This window comes from Coralloluteibacterium stylophorae (assembly GCF_018122625.2).
Taxonomy (GTDB): Bacteria; Pseudomonadota; Gammaproteobacteria; order Xanthomonadales; family Xanthomonadaceae; genus Coralloluteibacterium; species Coralloluteibacterium stylophorae.
In genome coordinates this window covers 252,124-273,916 of the sequence record NZ_JAGQFT020000002.1, presented here as the reverse complement: position 1 = coordinate 273,916, position 21,793 = coordinate 252,124, and the positions used below count along the sequence as shown (strand labels likewise).

Sequence of the window (21,793 nt, the reverse complement as noted above, 5' to 3'; positions counted from 1 at the left end):
GTCGTTGGCTGCTGCGGCATGTCAGTTGGCCACCACGTTGACGATCTTGCCCGGGACCACGATGACCTTGCGCACCGTGAGCCCCTCCAGGGTGCGCACGACGGCGGCATCGGCCAGCGCCTGCGCCTCGACGGCGTCCCTGGGCGCGTCCGGGGCGACCTCGACCGTTGCGCGCAGCTTGCCGTTGACCTGCACCGCGATGGTGATGCTGTCGCGCACCAGCGCCGCCTCGTCGACCTTCGGGAACCCGACGTCCTCGACCAGCGCCTCGGCATGACCGAGCGCCTGCCACAGCGCGTGCGATGCGTGCGGCGTCACCGGATCGAGCATCAGCACCATGGCCTCCAGCGCCTCCTGGCGCACCGCACGGCCGTTGCCGCTGTCGTCGTCGAACCTCGAGACCGCGTTCGACAGCTCCATGATCGCGGCGATCGCCGTATTGAAGGCGTGCCGGCGGCCGTAGTCGTCGCCGACCTTGCGGATGGTCTCGTGCAGCTGCCGGCGCAGGGTCTTCTGCGCGGGCGTGAGAGCGGCCGTGTCCAGGGCCGGCGCGGCGCCGGCCTCGGCGTGGCGCTGCACCTGCGCCCAGACCCGGCGCAGGAAGCGGCTCATGCCCTCCACGCCGGCCTCGTTCCACTCCAGCGACTGGTCCGGCGGCGCGGCGAACATCGAGAACAGCCGCACCGTGTCGGCGCCGTAGCGCGACACCATCGCCTGCGGGTCGACGCCGTTGTTCTTGGACTTCGACATCTTTTCGGTGCCGCCGATCTCCACCGGCCTGCCGTCGGCCCTGAGCGTGGCGCCGGTGATGCGCCCGCGCTCGTCGCGCTCGACATCGACGTCGGCCGGGTTGATCCAGTCCTTCGAGCCGTCGTCGTTCGGGCGATAGTAGGTCTCGGCGATGACCATGCCCTGGCACAGCAGGTTGCTGGCCGGCTCGTCGCAGCTCACCAGGCCGGTGTCGCGCATGAGCCTGTGGAAGAAGCGGAAGTACATCAGGTGCAGGATCGCGTGCTCGATCCCGCCGATGTACTGGTCGACCGGCAGCCAGTAGTCGGCCTTGGCCGGGTCGACGAGATCGGCCGCACCCGGCGAGGTGTAGCGCGCGTAGTACCAGCTCGACTCCATGAAGGTGTCGAAGGTGTCGGTCTCGCGCTCCACCGCGCGGCCGTCGGGGAGCGTCGCCCTGCGCCAGTCGGGGTCGGCCTTGATCGGCGAGGTCACGCCGGAGAACGCCACGTCCTCGGGCAGCACCACCGGCAGCATCGCGTCCGGCACCGGGATCGCCGCGCCCTCCGCGTCGTAGACCATCGGGATGGGGCAGCCCCAGTAGCGCTGCCGGCTGACGCCCCAGTCGCGCAGCCGGAAGTTGACCCGGCGCCGGCCCAGCCCGTCGCGCTCCAGACGCGCGGCGATGGCGGCGAAGGCCTCGTCGAACTCCATGCCGTCGTACTCGCCGGAGTTCACCAGGTAGCCGCGCTCGGTCCAGGCGCCGGTGTTCTGGATCGCGAACTCGAACTCCTCGACCGTCTGCACCGCCGCATCCAGGGTGTGCGGATCCGTGCTGCCGGCGCCCAGCGCCTGGCGCATGGGATCGGCGCCGACGCCGGTGGCGAGGTCGTGCCGCACCTCGCGCAGCGCATCCACCACCGCCTGGTCGACGATGACCATGCGGATCGGCAGGTCGTACTTCTGCGCGAACTCCCAGTCGCGCTGGTCGTGCCCGGGCACGGCCATCACCGCGCCGGTGCCGTAGCCCATCAGCACGAAGTTGGCGACCCACACCGGCACCTCGGCGCCGGTGAGCGGATGGACGGCGCGGATGCCGGTGTCCATACCGCGCTTTTCCTGGGTCTCGAGTTCCGCCTCGGACACCCCGCCCTGCTTGAGCTCGGCGAGGAAGCCGGCCAGCGCCGGGTTGTCCTGCGCCGCCTTCTGCGCCAGCGGATGCTCGCCGGCGACGGAGACGAAGCTCACGCCCATCAGCGTGTCCGGGCGCGTGGTGAACACGGTCAGCGGTTCGGCCTCGCCCGGCACCCGGAACTGGATCTCGAGCCCTTCGGAACGGCCGATCCAGTTGCGCTGCATGGTCTTGACCGCCTCCGGCCAGCCCGGCAGCGCATCGAGGCCGTCGAGGAGCTCCTGGGCGTAGTCGGTGATGCGCAGGAACCACTGCGGGATCTCGCGCTTCTCCACCACCGCGCCGGAGCGCCAGCCGCGGCCGTCGATGACCTGCTCGTTGGCGAGCACGGTCTGGTCGACCGGGTCCCAGTTGACGACCGAGTTCTTGCGGAACACCAGGCCCTTCTCGAACAGCCGGGTGAACATGCGCTGCTCGTGGCGGTAGTAGTCCGGCGCGCAGGTGGCGAATTCGCGCGACCAGTCGATCGCATAGCCCAGCGACTTCAGCTGCCCGCGCATGTGCTCGATGTTGGCGTAGGTCCAGGCCGCCGGCGCGGTCTGGTTCTTGATCGCCGCGTTCTCGGCCGGCAGGCCGAAGGCGTCCCAGCCCATCGGCTGCAGCACGTTCTTGCCCAGCATGCGCTGGTAGCGGCTGATCACGTCGCCGATGGTGTAGTTGCGCACGTGCCCCATGTGCAGCGAGCCCGACGGGTACGGCAGCATCGACAGGCAGAAGAACTTCTCCTTCGACGGATCCTCGGTGACCTCGAACGCGCGGGTGCGCGACCAGTAGTCCTGGGCGGCGGCCTCGGTGGCCTGCGGATCGTAGGCGGTGGCGTCGACGGTCGGGTCTTGCATGGGAGCGGGGCACCGGAAGAATGAGCGGCCGCGCGGGCGGCGGTCGCCAAGAATAGCAGCGCCGGCCCGCCGCCCATCCCGTCCTTCTCCGAGCATCGCCATGCCCGTTGCCTCCCGCGCAGCCGCGCTCCTCCTCGCCTGCGCGGCCGCCGCGCCCGCCGCCGCGGCCGAACCCGTGTACCGGAGCTTCGGCGACTGGGTCGTGGGCTGCGACAACACCCGACGCTGCGAACTGCTGAACCTCGGATCCGACACCGCCTGGGGTCTCGACCTGACCCTGGCGCTCGACGCGGGACCGGACGCGGCACCGGAGCTCGCGCTGGCGACGGAGGACGTCCTGGAGGGCCGGCTGTGGCTGGACGGCGTCCTCCTGCCGCAGGACACCATTGCGCCGGGCCCGGCCGCGGTGCTGCGAGGCGATGCCGCGCTGCACCTCGTCGATGCGATCCGCGACGGCAGCCGGCTGGCGACGGGCCCTGGCCCGGAGGCGCCGGCGGCGTCCCTCGCCGGGCTCAGCGCGGCGCTGCTCCTGGTCGACGAGGTGCAGGGCCGGCTCGGCACCCGCACCGCGCTCCTGCGCCGCGGGACCGCGCCGGCGGCGCAGGTCCCTGCGGCACCGCCGCTGCCGCCGGCGCCGCGAGCGGCCGCCGCAGCGCCCCCGCTCGACGAGAGCGAGGCCGGGGGGCTGGTCGCAGCGGTACGCGAGGCAAGCGCCACCGACCTCGAGGCCGAGGGCTGCTTCGTCGACGCCGGGGAGGCCTGGGACCAGGCCGTGGCGCTGGACGCCGACGGGGTCCTGGTGCTGCTCGAGTGCTGGCGCGGCGCCTATCAGGGCTCGTCGGTGATCTATCGAGTTCCGCGCGCCGCGCCGGACGCGGCGCGGCGCGTGGTCCTCGAACTCCCGCTTCCCGCGACGACCGCGGACCGACGCGTTGACGCCTTCACCAGTGCCGGCTACGACCCGGCCACCGCCACGCTCTCGCACGTCGCCAGGGGGCGCGGCCTCGCCGACTGCGGCATCGCAGCCCACTGGATCTTCGACGGCGACGCCTTCCGCCTGGCCTCGCTGGCCTACCTCGACCGCTGCGGGCGCGTCGAACCGGGCGCCTGGCCGGTGCTGTGGCGGACGCAGGCGCCGGGAGCGGAGTGAGACCCGGGCATGGACGCGCACGCCGCGGCCATGTCACAACGGCGGCTTTCGCCACCCCGGGGACATCACGATGCCGAACCGCCTGCGCCTTGCCGCCGCCCTTGCCGTCGCGTGCACCGCCACACCCGCCTTCGCCACCGACAGCGTCCTGCACTGCGGCAGCCTGTTCGACGCGCGCAGCGGCCGGATCCACGCCGAGCGCAGCGTCCTGGTCGCCGACGGGCGCGTGGAGGCGGTGCGCGACGGCTTCGTCGAGGCGCCGGGGGCGGACACCGTTGACCTGCGCGGCCACACCTGCATGCCCGGCTGGATCGACCTGCACGTGCACCTGGGCAGCGAGTCCAGCCCGCAGAGCTATTCGGAGGGCTTCCGCCTCGATCCCGAGGACTACGCCTTCCGCGCCGTCGGCTACGCCGAGAAGACGCTGCAGGCCGGCTTCACCAGCGTGCGCGACCTCGGCGGCGAGGTGACGCTCGCGCTGCGCGACGCGGTGAACCAGGGCCTGGTCCGCGGCCCGCGGATCTGGGCCGCGGGCAAGTCCATCGCCACCACCGGCGGCCACGCCGATCCCACCAACGGCATCAACGCCCAGCTCGCCCACCTGATCGGCCCGCCCGGCCCCACCGAGGGCGTGGTCAACGGCACCGACGACGCCCGCCAGGCCGTGCGCCAGCGCTACAAGGACGGCTCCGACGTCATCAAGATCACCGCCACCGGCGGCGTGCTGAGCTATGCCAGCTCCGGCGACGCCCCGCAGTTCACCGTCGACGAGGTGCGCGCGGTGGTCGACACCGCCAGCGACTACGGCTATCGCGTCGCCGCCCACGCCCACGGCAAGGAGGGCATGCGCCGGGCGATCGAGGGCGGCGTCACCTCGATCGAGCACGGCACCTACATGGACGACGAGATCATCGCCCTGATGAAGGAACACGGCACCTGGTACGTGCCCACCCTCTACGCAGGGCGCTTCGTCGCCGACAAGGCCAAGGTCGACGGTTACTTCCCCGAGGTGGTGCGGCCCAAGGCGGCGCGGATCGGCGCCCTGCTGCAGCAGACCTTCCGCCACGCCTGGGAGTCCGGGGTGAAGATCGGCTTCGGCACCGACCAGGGCGTCGGCCCGCACGGCGACAACGCGCGCGAGTTCCTCTACATGACCGAGGCCGGCATGCCCGCCGCCGCCGCGTTCCAGGCAGCGACCGTGCGCGCGGCCGAGGTGCTGGGCAGCGACGAGGTCGGCGTGCTGGAACCCGGGCGCTTCGCGGACGTGGTCGCCGTCCCGGGCGATCCGCTGGCCGATGTCGAGGCGGTGCTGCGGGTCGACTTCGTCATGAAGGGCGGCGACGTCGTCCGCCAGCCCGGCGACCGCGCGGCGCGGACGACCACGGAGACCGCGTCGCGCTGAGCACGGCGCCGCGGCGGCGCAGCGCCGGCCCGGTCAGCGCCGCGGGCCGGCGACCGCCCGCGCGGAGGCGAACGCCGCGTCCAGGGTCTCGACCGTTCCGCACAGCCCGGCGTCGTAGCCCGGCAGCTCGCCGACCGTCCGCCGGAACGGCTCGCTGCGCAGGATGGCCAGGGTCCCGGCGAATCGGGGGCTGTCGACGAGGTCGCGGTCGCAGAGGAAGAAGTAGCGCTCCGACACCACCGGAACGAAGGTCAGCCCGAAGCGGCGCGCCGGCGTCTCCAGGCCGAAGCCGACGTCGGCCATGCCGCTGGCGACGTAGGCGGCGACCGCAGCATGGGTCAGCTCCTCGGTATCGCAGCCGCGGATGCGGGCGATGTCGATGCCGTGGCGCAGCAGCAGGCGCTCGAACAGGAAGCGCGTGCCCGAGCCGGGCTGGCGGTGGACCATGCGCAGCTCCGGCCGCAGCAGGTCGGCCAGCGCGCGCACGCCCCTGGGATTGCCGGCCGGCAGGATCAGCCCCTGGCGTCGCGTCACCAGGTGCACGACGCGGTCGCGCGCCGGATCGATCCGCGGCGCATGGTGCGCCAGCACCTCGCGTTCCAGCTCGCCGATCGGCACGTGCAGGCCGGCGAGGTCGCAGCTGCCGCTGCGCAGCGCGACCAGTACCTCGTCGCTGCTGCGGTAGCGCAGGTCGACGGGGATCTCGCTGGTGCTGAGGAAGCGACGCAGGGCCTCCACGGCGAAGCCGTGGTTGGCGTGGATGCGCAGCGCCGCCGAAGAGGCCGACAGCGCGCGCTCGAGCTCCACCTCGACCTCGGTCGCCAGGCTCTCGAAGGTCGGCGACAGGCGCGCGCCGATGCGGCGGTCCGCCCAGGCCAGGCGCTCGCCGAGCATGGTCAGGCTGGCGCCGCGGCCGCGGGTCATGCGCACCAGCGGCGCGCCCAGCAGGCGTTCGGCGTCCTGCAGCAGGCCCCAGCCGTAGCGGTAGGACAGGCCGACGCGCTGGCAGGCGGCGGCCAGCGTGCCCGCCTCCTGGATGCCGTGCAGCAGGTCGATCAGGCGCGGCGGCAGGCTGCGGCCGTCGGCGAGCTGCAGGGTCCATTCCTGGCGGATGTTCACGCGGTACATGGCGATCTCCGGAAGTCGCTGCCGGCAACCGGTTCAATATGTACCCGAAAGCCGGATTTAGACCACCGGATGGTTTCTGCTGCAGTGCGATACGGCCTAGCCTCGGCGGCGGCATATGCCGCGCGGCACATAGGAAGCATCCAACCAACCCAGCCGGGCACGTGAGGGAGGTGCACATGGCGAGCGTCATCGAAGTGGAGGGCAGGCCGGACCGGGGCTTCGGCCTGCTGGCCAAGGAACGCATCGTGGCCGGCCCGGGATTCAACCGCTGGCTGGTCCCGCCGGCGGCGCTGGCGATCCACCTGTGCATCGGCATGGCCTACGGCTTCTCGGTGTTCTGGCTGCCGCTGTCGAAGGCGCTGGGCATCGGCGCGCCGATCGCCTGCCCCGACGGCACCGGGCTCCTGGCCCAGCTCACCACGACGAGCTGCGACTGGACGGTGTCGGCGCTGGGCGTGATGTACACGCTGTTCTTCGTCTTCCTCGGCTGCTCCGCGGCGCTGTGGGGCGGCTGGCTGGAGAAGGTCGGCCCGCGCAAGGCCGGCGTGGTCGCGGCGGTGTGCTGGGCCGGCGGCCTGGCGATCTCCGCCTTCGGCATCTACGTCCACCAGCTGTGGCTGATGTGGCTGGGCTCGGGCGTGATCGGCGGCATCGGCCTGGGGCTGGGCTACATCTCGCCGGTCTCGACCCTGATCAAGTGGTTCCCGGACCGACGCGGCATGGCCACCGGCATGGCGATCATGGGCTTCGGCGGCGGCGCCATGATCGGTGCGCCCCTGGCCGACCGGCTGATGACCCATTTCGCCGACGCGACCCAGGTCGGCGCCTGGCAGACCTTCCTGGTCCTGGCGGTCGTCTACTTCGTCTTCATGATGGGCGGCGCGCTGGGCTACCGCATCCCCGCGTCCGAGTGGAAGCCGGCGGGCTGGACGCCGCCGCCGGCCACCGGCCGCAACGCGATGATCACCAGCAACCACGTGCACGTGCGCCAAGCCATCCGCACCCCGCAGTTCTGGCTGATCTGGCTGGTGCTGTGCATGAACGTCTCGGCCGGCATCGGCGTGCTCGGCATGGCCTCGCCGATGCTGCAGGAGATGTTCGGCGGGCGCCTGATCGGCAGCGACGCCGGCTTCGCCGACCTCGACACCGGCCAGCTCGCGCGCATCGCCGCCATCGCCGCCGGCTTCACCGGGCTGCTCAGCCTGTTCAACATCGTCGGCCGCTTCTTCTGGGCCTCGGTGTCGGACCGGATCGGGCGCCGGATGACCTACGCCACGTTCTTCGTCCTCGGCATCGCGCTCTACGCGAGCGCGCCGCACCTGGGCGCGATCGGCAGCGTCGGCGTGTTCGTGGCCGCGTTCTGCATCATCGTGTCGATGTACGGCGGCGGCTTCGCGACGGTGCCGGCCTACCTCGCCGACATCTTCGGCACGCGCATGGTCGGCGCGATCCACGGCTGGCTGCTCACGGCCTGGGCGACGGCGGGCATCGTCGGCCCGCTGGTGGTCAATGGCCTGCGCGACTGGCAGCTGGCGCAGGGCATCCCGCGCGCCCAGGTGTACGACCAGACCATGTACATCCTCGCCGGCCTGCTGCTGGTCGGCTTCGTGTGCAACCTGCTGGTGCGGCCGGTGCACGCGAAGCACCACATGACCGAGCAGCAGCTGCGCGAGACGGCGCCGCCGGCGAGCGCCATGCCGAAGGACGACCTGGGCGCGGCACTGCCGGCCGGCGGCGCCGCGGTGGCGATGCCCGCCGCGACCGTCTCGCCGGCGCTGGTCGCGCTGGCCTGGGCGGCGGTCGGCATCCCGCTGCTGATCGGGGTGTGGATCACCCTCGAGAAGGCGCTCGTGCTGTTCCGATGAACCCGCGCCGGCCGCTGCCCGTGCAGCGGCCGGCCGCGGACGATACCCCGCGACAAGGCAGATACCGATGGGCAGACGCTCTAGGCAGATCGACATCGTCACCGAAGTGGTGCCGACCCTTCCCGCCGCGGCGCGCGAGGCGGTCGACCGTGCGGTCGCCGCCCACCGCCACCGCCCGGGTGCGCTGATGCCGATCCTGCACGCGGTGCAGGACGCGCTCGGCCACGTCCCCGACGGCGCGCTGCCGCTGATCGCACACGCGCTCAACATCTCGCGTGCCGACGTGCACGGCTGCGTGAGCTTCTACCACGAGTTCCGCAGCGCGCCGCCCGGCCGTCACGTCGTGCGCATCTGCGGCGCCGAGGCCTGCCAGGCCATGGGTTCGCGCGGACTCCAGGCGCACGCGCGCCGCAGCCTCGGCATCGACGGCGACCACGGCACCAGCGCCGACGGCGCCGTAACGCTGGAACCGGTCTACTGCCTGGGCAACTGCGCGCTGTCGCCGGCGGTGATGATCGACGGCCAGCTCCACGGACGGGTCTCGCCCGAGCGCTTCGACGCCCTCATCGCCGCCTGCCGCAGCACCGAGGAGGCCACCGCATGAGCACGCCCGTCACGATCTACGTCCCTGGCGACGCCGCCGCGGTGTCGGTCGGCGCCGATGCGGTCGCCGCCGCCGTCGTGCGCGAGGCCGAGGCACGCGGGCAGGCGATCCGCCTGGTCCGCAACGGCTCCCGCGGGGCGCTGTGGCTGGAACCGCTGGTCGAGGTCGCCACCGACGCCGGGCGCATCGCCTACGGGCCGGTGACGCCCGAGGACGTGGCCGGGCTGTTCGATGCCGGTCTGCCGCAGGCGGGCGCGCACGCGCTGCGCCACGGCCGCGCCGAGGACATTCCCTACCTCGCCAGGCAGGATCGCCTGACCTTCGCCCGGGTCGGCGTCATCGACCCGGTCGACCCCGACGACTACCGCGCCCACGGCGGCTTCGCCGGGCTCGAGAAGGCGCTGGCGATGGCGCCGGCCGACATCGTCGGCGAGGTGACCGCCTCCGGCCTGCGCGGCCGCGGCGGCGCGGCGTTCCCGGCCGGCATCAAGTGGAAGACCGTCCACGATGCGCCGGGGGCGGTGAAGTACATCGTCTGCAATGCCGACGAGGGCGATTCCGGCACCTTCTCCGACCGCATGCTGATGGAAGGCGATCCGCTGTGCCTGGTCGAGGGCATGGCCATCGCCGGCATCGCCACCGGCGCCACCCAGGGCTACATCTACCTGCGCAGCGAGTATCCGCACGCGCGGCGCGCGCTGGAGACGGCCATCGCCCGCGCCTACGCGACGGGCGCGCTCGGCGCCGATCTCCTCGGCAGCGGGCGGCGCTTCGACCTCGAGGTCCGCCTCGGCGCCGGCGCCTACATCTGCGGCGAGGAGACCTCGCTGCTCGACAGCCTCGAGGGCAAGCGCGGCCAGGTCCGCCCGAAGCCGCCGCTGCCGGCGCTGAAGGGCCTGTTCGGCAGGCCGACGGTGATCAACAACGTGATCACGCTGGCCTCGGTGCCGTGGATCCTCGCGCATGGCGCGCAGGCCTACGCCGACTTCGGCATGGGCCGCTCCAAGGGCAGCCTGCCGCTGCAGCTGGCCGGAAACATCCGGCGCGGCGGGCTGGTCGAGCGCGCCTTCGGCCTGACCCTGCGCGAGCTGCTCTACGACTACGGCGGCGGCTCCGCCTCCGGCCGGCCGATCCGCGCGGTGCAGGTCGGCGGCCCGCTCGGCGCCTACATGCCCGAATCGCTGTTCGACACGCCGATCGACTACGAGGCCTTCGCCGGCGTCGGCGCCATGCTCGGCCACGGCGGCATCGTGGTCTTCGACGACACCGTCGACATGGCCGCGCAGGCCCGCTACGCGATGGAGTTCTGCGCGGTCGAATCCTGCGGCAAGTGCACGCCCTGCCGCATCGGCTCCACCCGCGGCGTCGAGGTCATGGACCGCTGGATCGCCGGCATCGAGCCGGCGCAGCAGGAAGCGGTCATGCGCGACCTCTGCGACACCATGCTGCACGGCTCGCTCTGCGCCCTGGGCGGCCTCACGCCCTACCCGGTGCTGAGCGCGCTGGACCACTTCCCCGAGGACTTCGCTCCCGCCGCACCGCGCACCGCGGTCGCCTGAGCAAGGAGAGACGCGCCATGCTGTCCATCGTCGAACAGGATCTCGGCACGCCGGATCCGCGCATCGCCAACCCCGGCCTCGCCGCCATCGTCGCGCTCGAGATCGACGGCCAGCGCGTCGAGGTGCCGGAGGGCACCTCGATCATGCGCGCCGCGGCCCTGCAGGGCACGAAGATCCCCAAGCTCTGCGCGACCGAGATGCTGGACGCCTTCGGCTCCTGCCGGCTGTGCCTGGTCGAGATCGAGGGCCGCAAGGGCTACCCGGCCTCCTGCACCACGCCGGTGGCCGAGGGCATGGTGGTGCGCACGCAGAGCCCGAAGCTCGCCCAGATCCGCCGCGGGGTCATGGAGCTCTACATCTCCGACCACCCGCTCGACTGCCTGACCTGCCCCGCCAACGGCCACTGCGAGCTGCAGGACATGGCCGGCGCCGTGGGGCTGCGCGAGGTGCGCTACGGCTACGACGGCGACAACCACGTGCATGCGCGCAAGGCCGATGGCAGCGCCAACCCGCGCTTCCACGAGACGGACACCTCCAACCCCTACTTCACCTTCGATCCGTCGAAGTGCATCGTCTGCTCGCGCTGCGTGCGCGCCTGCGCCGAGGTGCAGGGCACCTTCGCGCTGACCATCGCCGACCGCGGCTTCGGCTCGAAGGTCTCGGCCAGCCAGGAGCAGCCGTTCCTGGAATCCGAATGCGTCAGCTGCGGCGCCTGCGTGCAGGCCTGCCCGACCGCCACGCTCTCGGAGAAGTCGCTGATCGACCGGGGCCAGGCCGAGCACAGCGTGACCACGACCTGCGCCTACTGCGGCGTGGGCTGCTCGTTCCGCGCGGAGATGCAGGGCGAGGAGCTGGTGCGCATGGTCCCGAACATGGACGGCCACGCCAACCACGGCCACTCCTGCGTCAAAGGCCGCTTCGCGATCGGCTACGCCACCCATCCCGACCGCATCACCACGCCGATGATCCGCGGCTCGATCCACGAACCGTGGAAGGTGGTGAGCTGGGAGGAGGCGATCGCCTACACCGCCAGCGAGTTCAGGCGCATCCAGGCGAAGTACGGCAGGTTCGCCATCGGCGGCATCACCTCCTCGCGCTGCACCAACGAAGAGACCTACCTCGTGCAGAAGCTGGTGCGGGCGGGGTTCGGCAACAACAACGTCGACACCTGCGCGCGGGTCTGCCATTCGCCGACCGGCTACGGACTCAAGCAGACCCTCGGCGAATCCGCCGGCACCCAGGACTTCGACTCCGTGCGCGAATCCGACGTGGTCATGGTCGTCGGCGCCAATCCCACCGACGGCCATCCTGTCTTCGGCTCGCAGATGAAGCGCCGCCTGCGCGAGGGTGCGAAGCTCATCGTCGTCGACCCGCGCCGCATCGACCTGGTGCGCACCCCGCACGTGCAGGCCGACTTCCACCTCAAGCTCAGGCCCGGCACCAACGTCGCCATGCTGACCGCGCTGGCGCACGTCGTCGCCACCGAGAACCTGATCGACGAGGCCTTCGTCGCCGCGCGCTGCGAGGCGGACGCCTTCGCCAAGTGGCGCGCGTTCGTGTCGCGCGAGGAGCATTCGCCCGAGGCGACCGAAGCCATCACCGGCGTGCCGGCGGACCTGGTGCGCGGGGCCGCGCGGCTCTACGCCACCGGCGGCAACGGCGCGATCTACTACGGACTCGGCGTCACCGAGCACTCGCAGGGCTCGACCGCAGTCATGGGCATCGCCAATCTGGCCATGGCGACCGGCAACGTCGGCCGTCGCGGCGTCGGCGTGAACCCGCTGCGCGGCCAGAACAACGTGCAGGGCAGCTGCGACATGGGCTCGTTCCCGCACGAACTGCCCGGCTATCGCCACGTCTCCGACGGCACCGTGCGCGCGCTGTTCGAGGCGGAGTGGGGCGTGACCCTGCACGACGAGCCGGGCCTGCGCATCCCCAACATGTTCGAGGCCGCGCTCGACGGCGAGTTCAAGGGCCTCTACATCGAGGGCGAGGACATCGGCCAGTCCGACCCCAACACCCAGCACGTCACCGCCGCGCTGTCGGCGATGGAATGCGTGGTGGTGCAGGACCTGTTCCTCAACGAGACCGCGAAGTTCGCCCACGTGTTCCTGCCCGGCAGCTCCTTCATGGAGAAGGACGGCACCTTCACCAACGCCGAGCGGCGCATCTCGCGGGTGCGCCGGATCATGGCGCCGAAGGCGGGCTACGCGGACTGGGAGATCACCCAGCTGATCGCCAACGCCATGGGCTACCCGATGCACTACGCGCATCCGGAGGAGATCATGGCCGAGATCGCGCGGCTGACGCCGACCTTCACCGGCGTCAGCTACGCCAAGCTCGACGCCGAGGGCAGCCTGCAGTGGCCGTGCAACGCGCAGGCGCCGCACGGCACGCCGACCATGCACGTGGATGCCTTCGTGCGCGGCAAGGGCAAGTTCATGCTCACCCAGTACGTGCCGACGCGCGAGAAGGTCACGCCGAAGTACCCGCTGCTGCTGACCACCGGCCGCATCCTCAGCCAGTACAACGTCGGTGCGCAGACCCGGCGCACGCCGAACGTGATGTGGCACGACGAGGACCGGATCGAACTGCATCCGCAGGACGCCGAGGACCGCGGCATCGCCGAGGGCGACTGGGTCGGCGTGCAGAGCCGCGCCGGCGAGACGGTGCTGCGCGCGCGGATCACCGACCGCGTGCAGCCGGGCGTGGTCTACACCACCTTCCACTTCCCCGAATCCGGCGCCAACGTCATCACCACCGAGAACTCCGACTGGGCGACGAACTGCCCCGAGTACAAGGTGACCGCGGTGCAGTGCACGCGGGTCAGCCAGCCGTCGGAATGGCAGAAGCGCTTCCAGGACTTCACCGAGGAGCAGATCGCGCTGCTGCCGGAGAGCGACGCGCCCGCCGGTGCGGCGCGCTGAGGGGCGGCGCATGGCGCACGCCGGGCCAGCTCCCTCCGGGTCACGCGCATGAGCGCGACCGCCCGCCCCGCGGCGCACGTCGCGCAGGACCCGCCGGGCGTCGCGCGGCGGCGCGTCGAGCGCTGGCGCGCAGGCCAGCGCAGCGCCTTCGACGACGCGGTGGCCGAGGAGGTGCCGGTCGCGCTCGTGTTCAACGACGCGCCCTTCGCGGTGATGATGGCCACGCCGGCGGACCTCGACGACTTCGTCCTCGGCTTCGCCCTGTCCGAGGGCGTGGTGGCGCGCGTCGAGGAGGTCGAGGTCGAGGCGGTGGACGAGCTCATGGAAGGCGTCGAGGTCCGTGCGCGGATCCCGCCCGCGCGCGCGGAGGCGCTGGCCCGGCGCCGCCGCAACCTCAGCGGCCGCAGCGGCTGCGGGATCTGCGGCACCGAGATGCTCGAGGCCGCGCTGCGGCACCCGCCAGCGGTCGCGGCCGATCCGCGCGTCGAGGCGGGCGCGCTGCGCGGGGCCCTGCAGGCGCTGCGCGATGCCCAGGTACTGGCCGCGGCCACCGGTGCCACCCATGCCGCGGGCTGGGCGGACCTGGACGGCACGCTGCGCCTGGTGCGCGAGGACGTCGGCCGCCACAACGCGCTGGACAAGCTGATCGGCGCCATGGCGGTCGCTGGCGTCGACCCGGCGGCCGGCTTCTGCGTGGTCACCAGCCGCGCCAGCTACGAAATGGCGATGAAGGCGGCCAGCGCCGGCGTCGGCCTGCTCGCCGCCATCTCCGCGCCGACCGCGCTGGCGATCTCGCTCGCCGAGCGCTGCCGGCTCACCCTGGTCGGCTTCGCCCGCGACGACGGGCATGCCGTCTACACCCATCCGCAGCGGCTGCGCCACGACCGCGCCGACGCGCACCAGGACTGACATCCGCATGGACCCGAACCGCCTCGCCGAGATGGCCAACGACATCGGCCGCTACTTCGCCGCCGAACCCGAGGAGAACGCCGCCATCGAGGGCATGGTCCTGCACCTGCAGCGCTTCTGGGAGCCGCGCATGCGCAACCAGATCGTGGCCTACCTCGGCCAGGGCGGGGAACTGCTCGAGCCGCTCCCGCGCAAGGCGATCGAACGGCTGGCCCCGCGCAAGGACCAGAACCCGCCGCCGCCCTACCCCGAAGGCGGCGGCGACGCCGGCTGAGCCGCGCGGCGGCCTCAGATCCTGATCACGATCCCGCGCCGCGCCATCAGCGCCACGATCGCCCACCACAGCGCGACCACGGCGAGCGCGAACGCGAGCGAGGCCGCCTCGGGCCCGGCGACGGGCGCGAGCCAAGACGCGATGCCGCGCCGGTAGGCAGCCTCCCACCAGCCCGGCGCGGTGAGCACGTAGAGCATCAGCGCCGACCCCGCATAGGCCGCGATCGCATTGATGCCGAAGCTGCGGCCCAGCGCCGGCCAGCCGCGCCTGTCGATGAGCACGTGCGCCGCGAGCAGCGCCGTCGCGGCCCACCCCGCCGTCCACAGCGCGTAGGACGAGGTCCACAGGTTCTTGTTGAACGGCAGCACCAGCGACCAGGCCCAGCCCGCCGCGAGCGCGACGGGCGCGAACGTCAGCAGCGCCCGCCAGCGGCCAGCACGCAGCCAGGCGCCGGCGCGCACGCCCAGCAGCGTGGTCGCGATCGCCGGCAGCGTCGACAGCAGGCCCTCGGGATCGTGGCCGCGGCCGCTCGCGGCATCGAAGACGTAGAGATGCGGGCCGAGCAGCGCGGCGTCGACACGGTCGACGATGTTGTCGAAGGGCGCGGTGCCGCCGGTCGCGGCCAGCAGCAGCGCGTAGCCGGCCAGCAGCGCAGCGGCGCAGGCCCACTGCCCGACCGCGCGCAGGTGGATCGCCGCCAGCCCTGCGGCGAGGAAGCACAGCCCGATCCGCTGCAGCACACCCCACGGCCTGAAGTGCGCGAGGTCGAGCAGCAGCCAGGCGCACAGGTGCAGTCCCAGGCCGAGGCCGACGATGCGCAGCGCGCGCACCAGTACGTCGCGGTCGAGCGCCGCGGTTGCCGCAGCGGCCTCGCGCTTCGGCACCAGGCCCAGGGCGATCGACACGCCGACGATGAACAGGAAGAACGGAAACACCAGGTCGGTGGGCGTGCAGCCGTTCCACGCCGCGTGCTGCAGCGGCGCGTAGACATGGCCCCAGTCGCCCGGGTTGTTGACCAGCAGCATCGCGGCGACGGTGAGGCCGCGCAGCGCGTCGACCGAGGCGAAGCGCCGCCCCGCTCCGCTCATGCCGGCGCGGGCGTCGCGGCCTGGTGGGCGCCGGCGATCCAGGTGCCGACGACCTCGAGCGCGGGGTCCAGCGCCACCAGGTCGGCGGCATAGCCGGGAGCGATGCGCCCGTGCGTGTCGCCGAGGCCGATGAACGCGGCCGGATAGGTCGACGCCATCCGCGCCGCCTCGTCCAGGCCGATGCCGAGCCAGGCCACGCTGTTGCGCACGGCGGTCGCCATGTCCAGCGCGGAGCCGGCGAGCGCCCCGGCGGCATTGCGGCAGATGCCGTCGCGCGCGGTGATGGTCTCGCCGTACAGGACGTAGCTGGGGTCCTCGGCACCGACCGGCGGCATCGCATCGGTGACCAGGAACAGCCTGCCGCGCGGCTTCGCCGCCAGCGCCACGCGCAGGCTGGCCGGGTGCACGTGGTGGCCGTCGACGATGATCCCGCACCAGCTCCCGCGGTCCTCCAGCGCCGCGCCGACCGCGCCGGGCTCGCGCCCGGTCAGGGGCGACATCGCGTTGTAGAGATGGGTGAAGCCGCTGATGCCGGCCGCCAGCCCCGCGCGTGCCTCGTCGTACGTCGCGGCGGTATGGCCGGCGGCCACGCGCGCCCCGGCCGCGACCAGCGCCTGGATGGTCGCCGCCGGCACGCGCTCCGGCGCCAGGGTGACCAGGGTCGCCCCCCCGCGCAGCGAGGTCGCCATCGCGATCTCGGCGGCGTCGGGTACGCGGAACTTCGCCGCGTCGTGGGTGCCCTTGCGGGCGGGCGCCAGGTAGGGGCCCTCGAGATGGATGCCGAGCACGCCCGGCTCGCCCTGCGCGATCGCCTCGCCCACCGCGGCGATGGCCGCGCGCATCACCTCCGCGTCGTCGCTGATCAGGGTCGGCAGCAGGCCGGTGGTGCCGAAGCGGCGGTGCGCGCGCGCGATCGTGCGCAGGGTGTCGACCGTCGGCGCGTTGTTGAACAGCGCGCCGCCGCCGCCGTTGACCTGCAGGTCGATGAAGCCGGGCAGCAGCGTCGCGCCGGCGAGGTCGTGCGTGCGCGCTTGCGCCACGCACGGATCGTCCGCGGCGACCAGGGCGACGATGCGCCCCGCCTCGACCAGGACCGCCCGTCCTTCGACGAAGCCGTCGTCGCCGAGCACGCGGCCGTTGATGAGCGCGGTGGCCATCACACCGTCTCCGTGACCTTGTTGAGGTGCGGCGGCAGATCGGGATCGAGTCCGCGCCGCCGCGCCAGCGTCTCGATCGCGCGATAGAAGCTCTGGATCGCCAGCAGCGGCGCGCAGGCCGGATGCGGCGCGGCCGCGAGCGCCAGGTCGCCGCGGGCGGAGGCGACCCACACCTGCGCGCCGCGGCCGCGGAACTCCTCGGCCAGGGCCAGGGTGCCGGCCTCGGTGTCGTCGGGCTGCGCGAAGCACAGCACCGGGAAGCCGGGGCCGACCAGCGCCATCGGTCCGTGGCGGACCTCGGCGGCGCTGTAGGCCTCGGCGTGCAGGCCGCAGGTCTCCTTGAACTTCAGCGCCGCCTCCTGGGCGATGCCGAGCCCGAGCCCGCGGCCGAGCACGAACAGGTTGCGGGCGTCCACCAGCCCGTCGGCGAGGCCGCTCCAGTCGCTCTGCCAGGCCGTGCGCAGGGCCTGCGGCAGGGCCTCGAGGGCGGCGTGCAGCCCGGGGTCGCCGCTCCACGCCGCCACCAGCTGCAGCACCGCGGCCAGCGACGCGATGTAGCTCTTGGTCGCGGCCACGCTGCGTTCGGGGCCGGCGTGCAGGGGCAGCACGGTGTCGGCCAGCGCGGCCAGCGGCGAGTCCTCGACGTTGACGATCGCCACCACGTGCGCACCGCCGGCGCGCGCGGCCTCGGCATTGCGCAGCAGGTCGGGGCTCTTGCCGGACTGCGAGATGGCGATGAACAGCGCCCCGGCGAGCTTCAGCGGACTGGCGTAGACCGAGCCCACCGACGGCGAGGCCGAAGCGGTCACCACGCCGAGCCGGGTCTCGATCAGGTACTTGGCGTAGGTCGCCGCGTGGTCCGAACTGCCGCGTGCGCAGGTCGCCACGAACGGCGGCGGCGCCTGGCGCAGGCGCGCGGCGAGCGCCTCCACGCGCTCGCCGTTGCGCGCGAACTGGCGCTCGACGACGTCGGCCGCCTCGGCCGCTTCCTGGAACATCAGCGTCGCGCGCGTGGAGAGGGGGTCGGACATGGAGGACGGGACCTAGGCTGGCGTGGGTGGACGCGCCTCGCGCGGGCGCATGGGGGCGGTCGAGCCGCGCACCACCAGCTGCGGCACGAAGCCCTTGTTGTGGATGGCCACCGACGCATCGGCGTAGGCGTCCTCGCGCAGGCGTCCGATCAGCAGCCTCGCGGCGTGGCGCGCGATCTCCTCGGTCGCCTGCTTGGCGGTGGTCAGCGGCGGCCAGGACTGGCGCGAGAACGGGCTGTCCTCGAAGCCGGCGATCGACAGGTCGTAGGGCACGTTCATGCCCGCCGACTTGGCCGCGGCGAGCACGCCCGCCGCGATCTCGTCGTTGGAGCCGAAGATCGCGGTCGGCGGATCGCGCAGCGCCAGCAGGCGGCGCGCGCCGCGGAAGCCGTCGTCGAAGGTGTAGTCGCCCTGCACCACCAGGTGCTTGTCGAGGGTGATGCCGTAGTCGGCCAGCGCGCGCGCGTAGCCGTCGTAGCGCTCCTGGCTGGAGCGATGCAGGGTGCCGCCCCACAGGAAGCCGATGCGCTGGTGGCCGAGCTGGATCAGGTGCTCGGTGATCTCGTAGGCGGCGTCGTTGTCGTCGACGTAGACGCAGGCCTGGCCGTCCTGCGGATCCTCGGTCGCCGCGATGATGCGCACCAGCGGGATGCCGCGCGCGGCGAGCGCGCCGGTGACCTCCACGCGTTCGGACATCGGCGCGGTCAGCACCAGGCCGGCCAGGCGCGAGCGCTGCACCCATTCGATCAGCTCCTCGACCAGCAGCGGCGAGGTCGAGTCGCAGGGATGGATCTGCAGGCCGAAGCCGGTCTCGCGGCAGGCGGCGAGCACGCCGTTCTGCACGCCGATGATGTGGTACGGGTTGGGGTTGTCGTAGACCAGCCCGATCACGAAGGGCGTGCCGCTGCGCAGGTTGCGCGCGGACGGATCCGGTTCGTAGTCGAGTTCGGCGATCGCGTGCAGCACGCGCGTGCGCGTGGCCTGCATCACCGAGGGCTCGTTGTTGATGACCCGCGAGACGGTCTTCAGCGAGACCTTGGCGCGCTCGGCGACGTCCTTGATGGTGGGTCTGCGCACGGCGGCATCTTTGCTGGCGAGGGAGGTCCCCATGATGCGCGAAGTCAGGCGCGACCGAGCCCGACGCGGTGGCCGCGCAGCGCATAGAACAGGATGTAGAGGTAGCAGGGCGCCATCACCAGCAGGAACACCAGCTGGAAGTCGAAGTGCTGCTTCAGCACGGCGAAGGCCTGCGGCACGATCGCGCCGCCGGCGATGCCCATCACCAGCAGCGCCGAGCCGGTCTCGGTGAAGCGGCCCAGTCCCTTGATCGCCAGCGGGAAGATCGCCGGCCACATCATCGCGTTGGCGAAGCCCAGCGCGGCGACGAAGCCCACCGACAGGTAGCCGCGGGTGAGGAAGGCGCAGGCCGCGAACACCACGCCCAGCACCGCCGAGAACGCCAGGTAGCGCGACTGCGAGACCAGCCGCGGGATCGCCACCAGCCCGACCAGGTAGCCGACCAGCATCGCGCCGAGGGTGAACGAGGTGAAGAACTTGGTGCGGTCCAGCGGCAGGTCGAGCGCGCGGCCGTAGGTGCCGATGGCATCGCCGGCCATGACCTCGACGCCGACATAGGTGAACAGGCACAGCACGCCGAGCCACAGGTGCGGGAAGGCGAAGATGCTCGCACGTGGCGCGGCTCCGCCGGACGCGACAGGCACGGCGTTGGCGGCGGCCGCGCTGATCTCCGGCAGCGGCGACACGAGCACCCCGAGCGCGATCACCAGCAGCACCCCGGCCATCACCATGTAGGGCAGATGGATCTTGGCCGCGAACTCGGCCAGCAGCGCCGCGCGCGTGGCGGCATCCGCCGAGGCCGCCTCGGCGGCGAGGTCGCCGATGCCGTGCAGCACGAAGGTGCCGATCACGATCGGCGCGAGCATGCCCGCCACCTTGTTGCAGATGCCCATCAGCGCGATGCGGCGCGCCGCGGTATCGATCGGGCCGAGGATGCTGACGTAGGGATTGACCGCGGTCTGCAGCAGCGCCAGGCCGCCACCGATCACGAACAGGCCCGACAGCGCACCGGGATACCAGCGCCGGGTCGCGAACTCGCCGAACACCGCCGCGCCGCAGGCCATCACCGCCAGGCTCAGCGCCAGCCCCTTCTTCATGCCGGTGACCTTCAGCAGCGCGGCGGCCGGCAGGGCGAGGAAGAAGTAGGACAGGTAGAACACCATCAGCACCAGGAAGGCGTTGACCTCGTCGAGCTCGAACGCGAGCTGCACGAAGGTGATCAGCGGCCCGTTGATCCAGGTGAAGAACCCGATCACGAAGAACAGCACGCCCACCGTCGCCAGCGAACTGGCGGGACGGGCGAGCGCAGCGGGGGTGGCGTCGATGGCGTTCATGCGTGGGCTCCGGCGTTCTCGGGGAGCACGGGCGTCGCGATGACGATCGTGTGTTCGATGCACGAGATAACGTTGTCACGACGATGCCGTCAAGCGGGACGGCAGGACGCCCGTTGCGGCACCCGGGTGCGCCGAAGCGGTGCTGCAGCGCGAAGGGAAGCCACCGTGCTCCAATGCCCGAACCTGCGCCGACGCGTTGGAGCGAGAGGACCGCGGCGCGCGTGTCCCGTGATTACACCGCCGGCGCCGCCGGGCCTGCCAGGGTGATGTTGCGATCTCGTGATCGGCCGTTGACATCGTTGTCAGCATCCGCCGAGACTCCGGTCACACCTGAGTCCACGGCGCACTGCCAGCGCCGCAACCGCCGGAGTCGACGTGCCAGCGATCGCAGCCCAGCCCACGACCGACGCACGCTCCGCGGACGGGCTGTCCTTCCTCGCCGCGGACGTCGGTGGCACCCACGTCCGCCTCGGGCTGGTCTCGGCGGGCACGGATCCGCTGCACCCGGTGCGGGTGCTGGCCTACCGCAAGTTCGTGTGCGCGCAGTACCCGGGGCTGGCGGAGATCTTCGAGGCCTTCGTCCGCGACCTCGGCGGCGCGCGCATCACCCGCGGGGTGATCGCCAGCGCAGGCTACGCGCTCGACGACGGCAGCGTGATCACCGCCAACCTGCCCTGGCGCCTGTCGCTGACCGACATCCGCGTGCGCCTGGGCCTGGAGGACTTCCGCCTGGTCAACGACTTCGAGGCGGTGGCGCACGCTGCCGCCTACGTCGACGCCAGTGCGGTGTCGCGGCTGGCCGGACCGGACACCGCGCCCACCGGCCCCACCCTGGTCGTCGGCCCGGGTACCGGCCTCGGCGCCGCGGTCTGGGTCCCGACCGGCCGCGGCGCCACCGTGCTCGCCACCGAAGCCGGCCAGGCCGGCCTCGCGCCGGGCACGCCGCTCGAACTCGCGCTCCTCGGCGCACTCATGCGCGACCGCAGCCACGTGCCGATCGAGCACGCGCTGTCCGGGCCGGGCCTGGTGAACATCTATACGGCGCTGGCTGCGCTGCGCGGCGAGCCGGCGCGGCATGTCGCGCCCGATGCCATCACCACCGCGGCACAGGCCGCGGGCGATGCGCTGGCCCGCGAGGCCGTGGAGGTCTTCTGCGGCCTGCTCGGCAGCGTGGTCGGCGACATGGCCCTGCTCTACGGCATCCAGGGCGGCGTCTACCTCGCCGGCGGGATCCTGCCGCGCATCCACGACGCCCTGCTCGCCAGCAGCTTCGTCGAACGTTTCCTCAACAAGGGCCCCATGCGCGAGGCCCTGCAGCGGATTCCCGTGCGCGTGGTCGAGCACGGGCAGCTGGGCGTGATCGGTGCGGCCCACTGGTACCTCGACCAGATCGGGAGCGGCTGAGGCTTCAGCCGCTCCAGGACACACAACGGCCGGCCGCGCCACGCGCGTGCCGGGCGGGGACCGTCAACGTGTTCCGGAGCAGTCGACCGGTGCATTCCTTCACGTCAAGCAACGAGGGCAAGGC

At 72.4% G+C, this 21,793-nt stretch carries 15 protein-coding genes and 2 pseudogenes; 10 read left to right on the top strand and 7 right to left on the bottom strand.

Annotation, left to right across the window (positions count from 1 at the left end):
• Positions 1-21: 21 nt before the first annotated feature.
• Positions 22-2,760: a leucine--tRNA ligase gene (gene leuS, locus KB893_RS03675; RefSeq protein ID WP_211926424.1), complete on the bottom strand. Its 2,739-nt coding sequence runs from the start codon at positions 2,758-2,760 to the stop codon at positions 22-24.
• Positions 2,761-2,860: 100 nt separating this feature from the next.
• Here leuS and KB893_RS03670 point away from each other — a divergent pair, with 100 nt between their 5' ends.
• Both KB893_RS03670 and KB893_RS03665 read left to right on the top strand, forming a co-directional pair.
• On the top strand, positions 2,861-3,910 hold the full coding sequence (locus tag KB893_RS03670; protein WP_211926423.1) for a DUF1176 domain-containing protein: 1,050 nt from the start codon (positions 2,861-2,863) through the stop codon (positions 3,908-3,910).
• Positions 3,911-3,980: 70 nt separating this feature from the next.
• Positions 3,981-5,312 carry a metal-dependent hydrolase family protein gene (locus KB893_RS03665; protein WP_246505276.1) on the top strand — a complete coding sequence of 444 codons (1,332 nt, stop codon included), beginning with the start codon at positions 3,981-3,983 and terminating at the stop codon, positions 5,310-5,312.
• Positions 5,313-5,345: 33 nt separating this feature from the next.
• Here KB893_RS03665 and KB893_RS03660 read toward each other — a convergent pair whose 3' ends face one another.
• Positions 5,346-6,440: a substrate-binding domain-containing protein gene (locus tag KB893_RS03660; RefSeq protein ID WP_211926422.1), complete on the bottom strand. Its 1,095-nt coding sequence runs from the start codon at positions 6,438-6,440 to the stop codon at positions 5,346-5,348.
• A gap of 176 nt (positions 6,441-6,616) precedes the next feature.
• Between KB893_RS03660 and KB893_RS03655 the strand changes: the two are divergent.
• The 7 genes and pseudogenes from KB893_RS03655 to KB893_RS03630 all read left to right on the top strand — a co-directional run.
• Positions 6,617-8,114 (top strand): annotated as a pseudogene (locus KB893_RS03655) (OFA family MFS transporter); the annotation flags it as partial.
• Positions 8,115-8,209: 95 nt separating this feature from the next.
• Positions 8,210-8,305 (top strand): annotated as a pseudogene (locus tag KB893_RS18785) (MFS transporter small subunit); the annotation flags it as partial.
• 67 nt (positions 8,306-8,372) lie between these two features.
• A complete protein-coding gene (locus KB893_RS03650; protein ID WP_211926421.1) occupies positions 8,373-8,909 on the top strand; it encodes a formate dehydrogenase subunit gamma in 537 nt (178 codons plus the stop codon).
• Positions 8,906-10,468 carry an NADH-ubiquinone oxidoreductase-F iron-sulfur binding region domain-containing protein gene (locus KB893_RS03645; RefSeq protein WP_213173444.1) on the top strand — a complete coding sequence of 521 codons (1,563 nt, stop codon included), beginning with the start codon at positions 8,906-8,908 and terminating at the stop codon, positions 10,466-10,468. The genes KB893_RS03650 and KB893_RS03645 overlap by 4 nt, the downstream gene beginning before the upstream one ends.
• A gap of 17 nt (positions 10,469-10,485) precedes the next feature.
• Positions 10,486-13,395, top strand: a complete 2,910-nt coding sequence (gene fdhF, locus KB893_RS03640) for a formate dehydrogenase subunit alpha (RefSeq protein ID WP_211926420.1) — start codon at positions 10,486-10,488, stop codon at positions 13,393-13,395.
• Between the two features lie 48 nt (positions 13,396-13,443).
• Positions 13,444-14,304, top strand: a complete 861-nt coding sequence (gene fdhD / locus KB893_RS03635) for a formate dehydrogenase accessory sulfurtransferase FdhD (RefSeq protein ID WP_211926419.1) — start codon at positions 13,444-13,446, stop codon at positions 14,302-14,304.
• Positions 14,305-14,311: 7 nt separating this feature from the next.
• Positions 14,312-14,578, top strand: coding sequence for a formate dehydrogenase subunit delta (locus KB893_RS03630; protein ID WP_211926418.1), 267 nt, complete (start codon positions 14,312-14,314; stop codon positions 14,576-14,578).
• 14 nt (positions 14,579-14,592) lie between these two features.
• Here KB893_RS03630 and KB893_RS03625 read toward each other — a convergent pair whose 3' ends face one another.
• From KB893_RS03625 to KB893_RS03605, 5 genes are read right to left on the bottom strand one after another with little or no spacing between them, the layout of a single operon-like run.
• The gene (locus KB893_RS03625; protein WP_211926417.1) at positions 14,593-15,666 is read right to left on the bottom strand and encodes an acyltransferase family protein; all 1,074 of its coding nucleotides are present in this window, start codon (positions 15,664-15,666) and stop codon (positions 14,593-14,595) included.
• Complete coding sequence (gene nagA / locus KB893_RS03620; RefSeq protein WP_211926416.1) at positions 15,663-16,823, bottom strand: N-acetylglucosamine-6-phosphate deacetylase; 1,161 nt, start codon at positions 16,821-16,823, stop codon at positions 15,663-15,665. The genes KB893_RS03625 and nagA overlap by 4 nt, the downstream gene beginning before the upstream one ends.
• A complete protein-coding gene (locus KB893_RS03615) occupies positions 16,823-17,854 on the bottom strand; it encodes an SIS domain-containing protein (RefSeq protein ID WP_213173443.1) in 1,032 nt (343 codons plus the stop codon). Before KB893_RS03615 ends, nagA begins: the two co-directional genes overlap by 1 nt.
• Before the next feature lie 12 nt (positions 17,855-17,866).
• Complete coding sequence (locus tag KB893_RS03610) at positions 17,867-18,931, bottom strand: LacI family DNA-binding transcriptional regulator (RefSeq protein ID WP_211928061.1); 1,065 nt, start codon at positions 18,929-18,931, stop codon at positions 17,867-17,869.
• A gap of 44 nt (positions 18,932-18,975) precedes the next feature.
• Positions 18,976-20,265, bottom strand: a complete 1,290-nt coding sequence (locus KB893_RS03605; protein WP_211928062.1) for a sugar MFS transporter — start codon at positions 20,263-20,265, stop codon at positions 18,976-18,978.
• A gap of 384 nt (positions 20,266-20,649) precedes the next feature.
• Between KB893_RS03605 and KB893_RS03600 the strand changes: the two genes are divergently transcribed.
• Entirely contained in the window at positions 20,650-21,669 is a 1,020-nt protein-coding gene (locus tag KB893_RS03600; RefSeq protein WP_213173485.1) for a glucokinase, read from the top strand.
• Positions 21,670-21,793 lie beyond the last annotated feature (124 nt).

Excerpts from the sequence above, each read along its gene's own strand:
- leuS (WP_211926424.1), bottom strand. The coding sequence starts at position 2,760 with ATGCAAGACCCGACCGTCGACGCCACCGCCTACGATCCGCAGGCCACC.
- KB893_RS03670 (WP_211926423.1), top strand. The coding sequence starts at position 2,861 with ATGCCCGTTGCCTCCCGCGCAGCCGCGCTCCTCCTCGCCTGCGCGGCC.
- KB893_RS03665 (WP_246505276.1), top strand. The coding sequence starts at position 3,981 with ATGCCGAACCGCCTGCGCCTTGCCGCCGCCCTTGCCGTCGCGTGCACC.
- KB893_RS03660 (WP_211926422.1), bottom strand. The coding sequence starts at position 6,440 with ATGTACCGCGTGAACATCCGCCAGGAATGGACCCTGCAGCTCGCCGAC.
- KB893_RS03650 (WP_211926421.1), top strand. The coding sequence starts at position 8,373 with ATGGGCAGACGCTCTAGGCAGATCGACATCGTCACCGAAGTGGTGCCG.
- KB893_RS03645 (WP_213173444.1), top strand. The coding sequence starts at position 8,906 with ATGAGCACGCCCGTCACGATCTACGTCCCTGGCGACGCCGCCGCGGTG.
- fdhF (WP_211926420.1), top strand. The coding sequence starts at position 10,486 with ATGCTGTCCATCGTCGAACAGGATCTCGGCACGCCGGATCCGCGCATC.
- fdhD (WP_211926419.1), top strand. The coding sequence starts at position 13,444 with ATGAGCGCGACCGCCCGCCCCGCGGCGCACGTCGCGCAGGACCCGCCG.
- KB893_RS03630 (WP_211926418.1), top strand. The coding sequence starts at position 14,312 with ATGGACCCGAACCGCCTCGCCGAGATGGCCAACGACATCGGCCGCTAC.
- KB893_RS03625 (WP_211926417.1), bottom strand. The coding sequence starts at position 15,666 with ATGAGCGGAGCGGGGCGGCGCTTCGCCTCGGTCGACGCGCTGCGCGGC.
- nagA (WP_211926416.1), bottom strand. The coding sequence starts at position 16,823 with ATGGCCACCGCGCTCATCAACGGCCGCGTGCTCGGCGACGACGGCTTC.
- KB893_RS03615 (WP_213173443.1), bottom strand. The coding sequence starts at position 17,854 with ATGTCCGACCCCCTCTCCACGCGCGCGACGCTGATGTTCCAGGAAGCG.
- KB893_RS03605 (WP_211928062.1), bottom strand. The coding sequence starts at position 20,265 with ATGAACGCCATCGACGCCACCCCCGCTGCGCTCGCCCGTCCCGCCAGT.